Origin of the sequence: Pseudonocardia sp. KRD291 (genome assembly GCF_019263595.1) — a bacterium.
Lineage (GTDB): Bacteria > Actinomycetota > Actinomycetes > Mycobacteriales > Pseudonocardiaceae > Pseudonocardia.
Genome location: NZ_JADQDD010000026.1, coordinates 26,375 through 34,330 on the forward strand (window position 1 = coordinate 26,375; position 7,956 = coordinate 34,330).

At 69.3% G+C, this 7,956-nt stretch carries 7 protein-coding genes and 2 pseudogenes; 5 read left to right on the forward strand and 4 right to left on the reverse strand.

Annotated features, from left to right (window positions below; all coding sequences use genetic code 11):
• Positions 1-266 precede the first annotated feature (266 nt).
• Positions 267-1,088: a mycofactocin-coupled SDR family oxidoreductase gene (locus I4I78_RS06435; RefSeq protein WP_218610270.1), complete on the reverse strand. Its 822-nt coding sequence runs from the start codon at positions 1,086-1,088 to the stop codon at positions 267-269.
• Positions 1,089-1,203: 115 nt separating this feature from the next.
• Here I4I78_RS06435 and I4I78_RS06440 point away from each other — a divergent pair, with 115 nt between their 5' ends.
• The 3 genes from I4I78_RS06440 to I4I78_RS06450 all read left to right on the forward strand — a co-directional run bounded on the left by I4I78_RS06440 (position 1,204) and on the right by I4I78_RS06450 (position 3,296).
• Positions 1,204-1,956, forward strand: a complete 753-nt coding sequence (locus I4I78_RS06440; protein ID WP_218610271.1) for a TetR/AcrR family transcriptional regulator — start codon at positions 1,204-1,206, stop codon at positions 1,954-1,956.
• A 195-nt stretch (positions 1,957-2,151) separates the two neighbouring features.
• On the forward strand, positions 2,152-3,096 hold the full coding sequence (locus I4I78_RS06445) for an alcohol dehydrogenase catalytic domain-containing protein (protein ID WP_218610272.1): 945 nt from the start codon (positions 2,152-2,154) through the stop codon (positions 3,094-3,096).
• Between the two features lie 5 nt (positions 3,097-3,101).
• Complete coding sequence (locus I4I78_RS06450) at positions 3,102-3,296, forward strand: hypothetical protein (RefSeq protein ID WP_218610273.1); 195 nt, start codon at positions 3,102-3,104, stop codon at positions 3,294-3,296.
• A 65-nt stretch (positions 3,297-3,361) separates the two neighbouring features.
• On the opposite strand, the gene I4I78_RS06455 is transcribed toward I4I78_RS06450, so the two are convergent.
• Entirely contained in the window at positions 3,362-3,955 is a 594-nt protein-coding gene (locus I4I78_RS06455) for an acyl-CoA dehydrogenase family protein (protein WP_218610274.1), read from the reverse strand.
• Between the two features lie 225 nt (positions 3,956-4,180).
• Here I4I78_RS06455 and I4I78_RS06460 point away from each other — a divergent pair.
• Both I4I78_RS06460 and I4I78_RS06465 read left to right on the forward strand, forming a co-directional pair.
• Positions 4,181-4,957, forward strand: a pseudogene (locus I4I78_RS06460) (flavin-containing monooxygenase); the annotation flags it as partial.
• A gap of 87 nt (positions 4,958-5,044) precedes the next feature.
• Positions 5,045-5,421 (forward strand): annotated as a pseudogene (locus I4I78_RS06465) (ATP-binding protein); the annotation flags it as partial.
• 107 nt (positions 5,422-5,528) lie between these two features.
• Here the strand turns inward: I4I78_RS06465 and I4I78_RS06470 are convergent.
• Both I4I78_RS06470 and I4I78_RS06475 read right to left on the reverse strand, forming a co-directional pair.
• The gene (locus I4I78_RS06470) at positions 5,529-6,179 is read right to left on the reverse strand and encodes a GntR family transcriptional regulator (protein ID WP_218610275.1); all 651 of its coding nucleotides are present in this window, start codon (positions 6,177-6,179) and stop codon (positions 5,529-5,531) included.
• Between the two features lie 112 nt (positions 6,180-6,291).
• Positions 6,292-7,911 carry an NAD(P)/FAD-dependent oxidoreductase gene (locus I4I78_RS06475; RefSeq protein WP_218610276.1) on the reverse strand — a complete coding sequence of 540 codons (1,620 nt, stop codon included), beginning with the start codon at positions 7,909-7,911 and terminating at the stop codon, positions 6,292-6,294.
• Between the last annotated feature and the right edge of the window lie 45 nt (positions 7,912-7,956).

Genomic DNA, 7,956 nt, shown 5'->3' on the forward strand with positions numbered 1-7,956 from the left:
GTTCAGCCGGAAGGCGGGCGGCTCACTGGCCGCCGATGCCGCGCACGTCCGCGAGACCCGGCATCCCCGCCGGCCCAGAGCGAGTGCGTGGCCGATCCTCGCCCGAGGCTTCGAGCCCGGCGACCTCCACACCGGCCACGGCCCGATGCTGACGCGGCCCTCAGCGCTCGCCGCGGTGGTCGCAAAGGCATGAGCTGGACCGGCGTCACCAACGGGGGAGCGGCCGGGCCAGCCGACACGAACTCGGATGACCCGGCCTCCCGGCCCTACTTGACGTTGAACCCGGCGTCGACCGGCAGGGTCACCCCGGTGACGTAACGGCCGTCGTCGCTGACCAGGAACAGGATCGCGTTGCTGATGTCGACCGGGTCCGTGAGACCGACCGGCATCAGGTTCGCTGCCATCTGCCCGGCCTGCGGGTTCTCCTGCAGGTAACGGCCCACGACGTCGTTCTCGACCATCGGCGTCGCCACACCGGTCGGGTGCACGGTGTTCACCCGGATGTTGTGCGGGGAGAGCCAGTTGGCGAAGCTGCGCATCAGTCCGACGACGCCGTGCTTGGCTGCGGCGTACCCGAGGGCACCCCCGGAGCCGTCGGCGCCGCGCCCGGAGAGCCCCTGCGTCGAACTGGTCAGCACGATCGCGCCACCGGCGTCACGGTCGATCATGTCCTGAGCGGCTACGTAGACGGTGTTCCACACCCCGATCAGGTTGACCCCGACCACGTCGAGGAAGGCCCGCTCCGGATCCTTCTCGACACTGCCGAGCTGACAGATCCCCGCGTTGCCCAACACGATGTCCACCGGCCCGAGCTCGGCGACCCCGGCCCGGTACGCGGCCTGCACCGCAGTGAAGTCACGGACGTCGGCCTTCGCGGTGTGGATGCGGCGGTCCAGCGCCTCGACCTGCTTGACCGTCTCGTCCAGATCGGACTGCGTGGCCATCGGGTAGTCGACCGTGTCGATGTCGGTGAGCCAGTCCACCGCGATGATGTCGGCCCCCTCCTGGGCCAGGCGGATCGCGTGACTACGTCCCTGGCCGCGTGCTGCGCCGGTGATCAGCGCGACCTTCCCGTCGAGCTTGCCCATGTTCTCGTCTCCTTCGGCGAGTCGTTCCCGGTTGAGAGTCCTGCCAGCCTATCCCCAAAACGGGGACTACTGTACGTTTCGCCTCGTGGGGTGGGCTGGATCTACGTTGAGCGGCATGGCCGCCAGTGCTTCCCGCCCGCGCAGGGACCAGCTGCGCAATCGCGAGGCGCTGATCACGGCGGCGAAGGAGGTCTTCGCCGAGCGCGGGCTGGAGGCGCCGCTGGACCTGATCGCGCGGAGGGCGAGGCTGAGCAACGCATCGCTCTACCGGCATTTTCCTCGCCGGGAGGACCTCGTGGTCGGGGTTCTGCTGCAGAACCTCGCACGGGCCGAGCGGGCGCTGGCCGAGGCGCTGGCCCGGAGGGACGGGTGGGCAGGCTTCGTGCACTACTTCAGCTGGCTGTTCACCGAGCAGATCGACAACCCCGCTTACCTCGGTGCGTTGCGTGCGGTACCTGCCGGTCACAGCGTTCCGGTCGACCGGATGCGCGACAAGCTCTTCACGGAGCTCGAGGAGCTGATCGCACGCGCGAAACGCCATGGGGGATTCCGTCCCGACCGCTGGCTGGAAGACGTCTTCCTGTACCTGGCTCTGAACGAGCACCTCGCGCAGGGATACAGCGACCCGCACAGTGCCTCGCAGCGCTTCCTGGAACTTGCCCTGTCGGCTCTGCGCTCGGACGAGGCGGAGCAGTCGGTGTCCGGGCGGTCGACCACGGAGGAGCCCGACGAGGTTGTGGCGTTGCGTCGGACCCTGGGGCACGAGATCGCCGGACTGCCGCTGGCGGACGGTGCCCGACGACGAGACTCGGCGGCAGAGCCTGTCGATCCGTGCCAAGGGTCGGGTTCGGATCCCGAACCCGGTTGACGCAGACCGCATCGGCTGTGCCTCCCTGGCGTCGATGCCTGCTTCACTCGACCGCTGATGTTAACGCACGCGTAGACTGATTTGTCCGGTACGACGTCCGAAGATGGCCCCGGTTTCGTTTACGGCAACGTTGTGATCTGGACCCGAGTTCCGTCGATGAGCCGGTTCGGACGAGTCGGCCAGGAGGTGTGGGACATGAAGGCATGGCAGTTCACGAAGGTGGGAGACCCACTCGAGAAAGTGGGCATCCCCGATCCGGTGCCCGGCAGCGGCGATCTCGTCGTCGACGTCAGGGCCGCCGGGCTGTGTCACAGCGATGTCGGGTTCATCGACGGGACCCTCACTCCGCTGCTCGGGCACCTGCCGATCGTGCTCGGGCACGAGATCGCTGGAGTCGTCTCGGCGGTCGGCGCCGCCGTGACGAGCCACGCCCTCGGCGACCGGGTCGGGATCCCGGCGGTGACCTACGGCCCCGGCACCGCGATGAACGGGGGGTTCGCGGAGAAGGTGCGTGTACCCGCCGAGCTCGTCGTCCGGATCCCCGACGCGGTCGGCTTCGACCAGGCGGCGCCGGCGACGGATGCCGGGCGCACGGCCTACCGGGCGATCCACACGGCGGGACTGGTCCGGCCCGGCCAGAACGTCGGCATCATCGGGTTCGGGGGACTGGGCTCGCTCGGTGCGCAGATCGCGCTGGCCGCGGAGGCGAACGTGTACGTGGCCGAAACCGACGCCGGTGCGCAGGACGCGGCGCGTGGGCTCGGAGTGAGCGGGGTCGGAGCCGACATCCGGGACTTCGAGGATCGGGGCCTCGACGTCATCATCGACTTCGCCGGGTTCGGCACCACGACCGCTTCGGCGATCGACGCCGTCAGGGCTGGCGGCCGGGTGGTCCAGATCGGTCTGGCGGTCGAGATGGCCACGATCTCCACGCAGAAGATGGTCCTCAAGGACCTGACCTACGTCGGGGCCTCGAACGGGGAGCAGCACGAGTGCGTCGGGGCGCTCGACCTGCTCGCCGAGGGCAAGATTCGCGCCGACGTCATCCCCATCACGTTCGACGAGATTCCGGAGAGTCTGAGCCGGCTGCAGCAGGGCGGCGTTCGAGGGCGTTTCGTCGCGCTCGACGACGCGAGCTGACGCCGGTGCAGGTGCGCCACCCGGAAGTCGTCGACATGGTCGGCGACGGCCGCGGCACCGCGCATCACCGTGGTGTCCTCGATGTCGCCGACCCGCAGTCCGGCATGTCGACCGAGATCAACGACATGTCCTCGCCGAACGCGGCGCCGGCGACGGGGAGCGGATCGCATGACCGAACACAACGGATCCCGCCCCGGTGACGCCCGGAGCTGCTCGCCCTGATGCATGCGTTCCACCGGCTCGTCGCCGAGGACGCCCGCCTGTGTCAGGTATTCGTCAAGCACGGCGTGGTGCCCGACGTCGGCGGAGCGTCGCTGCTGCTCCGCCTGGACGGGATGCAGCGGGCCAGGAAGCTGATGCTGCTGGCCGGTTTCGAGGAGCTCCGGGCCCGGGTGCCGGGCACTGAGCAGGAGCGCCGCCGCGACCCCCTCGCCTCAGCGATCTGCGAGAACGCGCTCACCGACGCCTTGAGCCCGAGCAGCGCGCGGCAACCCAGCGTAGGCGGTGGAGTGTAGGTCTGCAGCACCTGCGGGAGCTGCAGACCGCCCACCTCGGCGTCCATCCCGCTGCCGACGAGACCCGCCTCGCCCACCGCGTCGACCGCCACCTGAACCTCGGGGTTCAGCCGGATCCGCCCGTCGACGAGCTCGGGCTCGTGGCTGTCGTTCAGCTTGTTGTGCGGTGCGAACCGCTCCGCGGCGACGGTGGCGCAGAGATCGAGCACGTCGTCGAAGGTCTCGCGGCTGTGCTCGGCGTACCGCTCGCGCTTGACCAGGCTCTCCACGTCGAGCCAGTCGTAGAGCTGGAAGTCCAGGTCTGCCCGGGAGAGCAGGAACCGTGCGGTGGTCGGGTTGCTCATCGTCACTCCGGTCGGCCGAGTAGTCGTACGGGGCGAGTGAACCCGGCTCGGCTGGGCGCGGCGAGCGTCGGCCGTCGTGTGGAGCCGCGACGCATGTCTCGGTCGATCGCGACCCCGGTCGCTACGCCCGGCGCCCACGAGTCGTTTGACTGGCGACCCGGGTGAGGTACCCGTCACGACGACGTCGGGCCCGTCGCACCCGGCACGCACGGCGAAGGGAACGAGATGTCGGAGGATGCGCTCGTCGGGCAGCTGGATTTCGACCCGGCGGCCCTCAAGCTGAAGTACGTCGAGGAACGCGACAAGCGGATCCGCCCCGACGGCCAGGGTCAGTACGTCGGCACCGGCGGGAAGTTCGCGGCTTTCGGAGCCGACCCGTGGGCCGACCCGGACTTCGAGCGGGAGCCGATCCGTGACCACACCACGGTGATCGTGGCGGGGGGTGGCTTCGGTGGCCTCGTGATGGGCGCGCGGCTGCGCGAGGCCGGGGTCAGCGACATCCGGGTCATCGAGATCGGCGCCGACTTCGGCGGCACCTGGTACCGGAACCGCTACCCGGGGGCCATGTGCGACCTCGAGGCGCACATCTACCTGCCGCTGCTCGAGGAGCTCGACTACGCGCCCCGGCACCGCTACTCGTACGCGCCGGAGATGCTGGAGCACAGCCGGCGGATCGGGGCGTCCTACGGGCTCTACGACAAGGCGCTGTTCCAGACCACGATCACAGGCGCCGAATGGCAGGAGGAGGAACAGCACTGGTTCCTGACCACCGACCGCGGCGACGAGCTCACGGCGGACCACCTCGTGCTCGCCTGCGGCAGGCAGAGCCTGCCCAAGCTTCCGAACCTGCCCGGAATCGACGTCTTCCGGCCACACACCTTCCACTCCAGCCGGTGGGACTACGGCTACACCGGCGGGGATGCCTCGCAGCCGGATCTGACGAAGCTACGGGACAAGCGCGTCGGCATCATCGGTACCGGCGCCACCGCGGTCCAAATCGTCCCCGAGGTCGCCAAATGGGCGAAGGAGCTAATCGTGTTCCAGCGCACGCCCTCGACGGTCGGTGTCCGCAGCCAGTGCGAGACACCGGCGACCGCCGCGCAGTGGGTCGCCCGCCTGGCCGAGGCCCATCACGCCGGACGCCTTCAGGACGAGCTCGTCAAGCTGGGCCGGGTCGTCCCGCTGCTGATCATCGACGAGGTCGGCTACATCCCCTTCGAAGCCGAAGCGGCGAACCTGTTCTTCCAGCTCGTCTCATCCCGCTACGAACGCGCCTCGCTGATCGTCACCAGTAACAAGCCCTTCGGACGCTGGGGCGAGGTCTTCGGCGACGACGTCGTCGCCGCCGCGATGATCGACCGCCTCGTCCACCACGCCGAAGTCGTCTCTCTCTCAAGGGCGACAGCTACCGGCTCAAGGACCGCGACCTCGGCCGCGTCCCAGCCGCGGGCAAGACCGACAGCTGAAGACCAACAACCAGGTGGGTCAAATTTCAAACGGATCACGCCGGGTCACGGTTCGGCCGGAGTTGACAGGCCCGGGTTCCCGGTAGATGACCTACCAGCGATGCGAGTCAGTCGGTGAAGGGCATGTCGGCGATGCGGGTACGCGCGGTGTCGAAGATGCGCCGGTACCTCGCTACCGCGTCGTTGCGTCGGTCCTGTTCGAGCAGGGCGATGACGTCGCGGTAGCCGTCGCGCCAGATCTGCCAGAGGTCGTCGTCCGCGGCGAGGGCGAGCAACCTGACGGTGCGGGTGACGGTCAGGTCGACGTGCGACTGGAGCTCCAGGTTGCCGCTGGCGGAGATCATGATGGTGCTGACGTCGGCGCCGGCGGCGCTGGCTGCGGTGGTGTCGCCGCGCTCCAGGGCGGCCTCGGAGTCCGCGAGGCGGGCTCGCATGCGAGCGAACTCGGTGTCGGTCAGGTGTGGCAGTCCCCACTCGACGCCGGCGCTCGCCAGGACGCCCATGACATCGATGAGGTCGAGCGCGTTCTTCCGTGTGATCACACTGACCCGGCGAACGCGGTTGGGTGCGAGGTCGACGAGTCCCTCGCTGGTCAGCTGGGCCACGGCTTCGCGGATCGGGGTGATGCTGACCCCGAGCCTCGTCGCGAGCTCGGCGTCCTTGAGCACCGTCCCGGGGGCGAGCTCCCCAGTGACGATCTCGTCGCGGAGTTGGCGGACGATCGCCTCCCGGCGGCTCGGTGGCACGGCATAGGTCATCAGGGGCCGTTCTCCTGGATCGGGATTCTCGATCATGCCAGGAAGCCGGGCGGTGTGGGTGCCCGCTGGGCCGGGCGGGTACCCACACCACCGTCCTCCTTCGTCGTCTGGGTCAGGCCGGGGTGAGCGCCGGGGTGAGGGCGAAGCCCCGGTAGCCGTTCTCGGCGATCTCGGTGCAGAGCTCCCGGTAGGGGCCGACACCGCCGATGTAGGCCATGAAGACCCGCGGCTTGCCGGGCACGTTGGAGCCCATGTACCAGGAGTCGGCCTGCGGGTAGAGCGTGGCGTTGCCGACCTCCTCGACGTGGGCGACCCAGCCGTCCTCGGCCTCGGCGGTGGCCTCGATGGTTCCGAGGCCGTTCTGGCGCAGGTGAGCGAGGGCGTCGGAGACCCATTCGACGTGCTGCTCGATGGAGACGATCATGTTGGACAGCACGCTGGGGCTGGACGGCCCGGTGATGGTGAACAGGTTGGGGAACCCGGTCACGCAGAGGCCGAGGTAGGAGCGGGGTCCCTCGCTCCACTTCTCCTTCAAGGCGACTGCGCCACGGCCGCGGATGTCGATCGCGGTCAGGGCCCCGGTCATGGCGTCGAAGCCGGTGGCGAACACGACGGCGTCGAGGTCGTAGGAGTCCTCGGAGGTCGCCACACCGGTCTCGGTGAGCCCGACCAGCGGCGTCTTGCGCAGGTCGACCAGGTGCACGTGGGGCTGGTTGTAGGTCTCGTAGTAGTTCGTGTCCAGGCAGGGGCGCTTGGTGCCGATGGGGTAGCTGCGGGGTGAGAGCGTCTCGGCGACCTGGGGGTCGGTGACCCGCTCGCGAATCTTCTGGCGTACGAACTCGGCCGCGGTCTCGTTGGCCTCGCGGTCGGCCAGGATGTCGGTGTAGCCGCCGATGATCGCTGTCAGCGTGCCGCCGTCCCACGCTCCCTGGTACTTCGCGGTGCGTTCCGCCTCGCTGACCTCCAGCGCGGACTTGGTGGCCGGCTCGATCGGCACGCCGAAGCCGGAGGCGCGCTGGGCGGCCCGCCAGTCCCGGTAGCGGGCCTTCATCTGGTCGATCTCGCTCTGCTCGAGTGGGCGGTTGCGTGCGGCGAGGGAGAAGGCGGGGGTGCGTTGGAAGACGGTGAGCTCCGCGGCCTGCGAGGCGATGATCGGGATCGACTGCACGCCCGAGGAGCCGGTGCCGATGACGGCGACGCGCTGACCGGTGAAGTCCACCCCGCCGCGCGGCCAGTGCGCGGTGTGGAACGTCTGCCCCTGGAAGCGGTCGAGGCCGGGGACCTCGGGCAGCTTCGACGCCGACAGGCAGCCGGTGGCCATGATCAGGAACTGCGTGTCGACGGTCTCACCGGTGTCGGTGGTGACCAGCCAGCGCTCGCGCCCCTCGTCGTAAGCCGCCGAGGTCACCCGGGTCTCGAAGGTGATGTCGCGGCCCAGGTCGAAACGGTCGGCGACGTGCTCGGCGTAGCGCAGGATCTCCGGCTGCGCGGGATACTTCTCGGTCCACTCCCAGTCCTGCTCGAGCTCGGGGGAGAAGGAGTAGGAGTACGACATGCTCTCGACGTCGCAGCGGGCGCCGGGGTAGCGGTTCCAGTACCAGGTGCCGCCGACGCCGTCGCCGGCCTCGAAGACCCGGGTGGTGAACCCGAGCTCACGCAGTCGGTGGAGCTGGTACATCCCGGCGAAGCCGGCGCCGACGATGACGGCGTCGACCTCTCGTGGGTGGGTCATGGTCGTTCTCCGTCTCCGGGCGCGCAGAGGCCGCCCTCGGGGGTT

Bases quoted from the DNA above. Each gene is read 5' to 3' on its own strand.
- I4I78_RS06435 (WP_218610270.1), bottom strand. From the start codon at position 1,088: ATGGGCAAGCTCGACGGGAAGGTCGCGCTGATCACCGGCGCAGCACGC.
- I4I78_RS06440 (WP_218610271.1), top strand. From the start codon at position 1,204: ATGGCCGCCAGTGCTTCCCGCCCGCGCAGGGACCAGCTGCGCAATCGC.
- I4I78_RS06445 (WP_218610272.1), top strand. From the start codon at position 2,152: ATGAAGGCATGGCAGTTCACGAAGGTGGGAGACCCACTCGAGAAAGTG.
- I4I78_RS06455 (WP_218610274.1), bottom strand. From the start codon at position 3,955: ATGAGCAACCCGACCACCGCACGGTTCCTGCTCTCCCGGGCAGACCTG.
- I4I78_RS06470 (WP_218610275.1), bottom strand. From the start codon at position 6,179: ATGACCTATGCCGTGCCACCGAGCCGCCGGGAGGCGATCGTCCGCCAA.
- I4I78_RS06475 (WP_218610276.1), bottom strand. From the start codon at position 7,911: ATGACCCACCCACGAGAGGTCGACGCCGTCATCGTCGGCGCCGGCTTC.